Origin of the sequence: Neisseria sp. P0019.S002, assembly GCF_051957155.1 — a bacterium.
Classification (GTDB): Bacteria; Pseudomonadota; Gammaproteobacteria; order Burkholderiales; family Neisseriaceae; genus Neisseria; species Neisseria perflava.
In genome coordinates, this window is the sequence record NZ_JBQCWS010000180.1 from 1 (window position 1) to 431 (window position 431).

Below are 431 nucleotides of genomic sequence, written 5' to 3' on the forward strand. Positions count from 1 at the left end.
GCAGCTCGTTTACGTTGGTTTTGTTTTCTTCGTCCCTGATACATCCTTTCAATGGATTGAGGAGTGGAAAGATGCATAAAGATAGCATCGGTAAACGGATAAACCAAGCAGCACAAAACTGCCTTGTGATAATGCCATGACTTGGAACAATAAATTTACTTGTAAAAGCGGTCAGGCCGTCTGAAAAAATCTAAAGAGGAGTGTTGGCTTTTATGGTTTGAAATGGCCGCAGAAAGATTTAAGGATGCTTAATTTGAAGGGATAAACTGACATTGATTTCAAAAAAACAATACAATGTTATCATCATCTGGAAACAGCCAATTTATCGGAGCATATATGTACTCACACCACAGCGAACGCCATTTCAGCGACCGCAACAACTGGATTCGGGCAAGCGTATTGGGTGCCAATGACGGCTTGATTTCTACTGC

At 41.1% G+C, this 431-nt stretch carries 1 pseudogene; it reads left to right on the plus strand.

The annotated features are described in order from the left end of the window. Positions 1 to 336: 336 nt before the first annotated feature. Positions 337 to 431 (plus strand): annotated as a pseudogene (locus tag ACTHTY_RS12195) (VIT1/CCC1 transporter family protein); the annotation flags it as partial.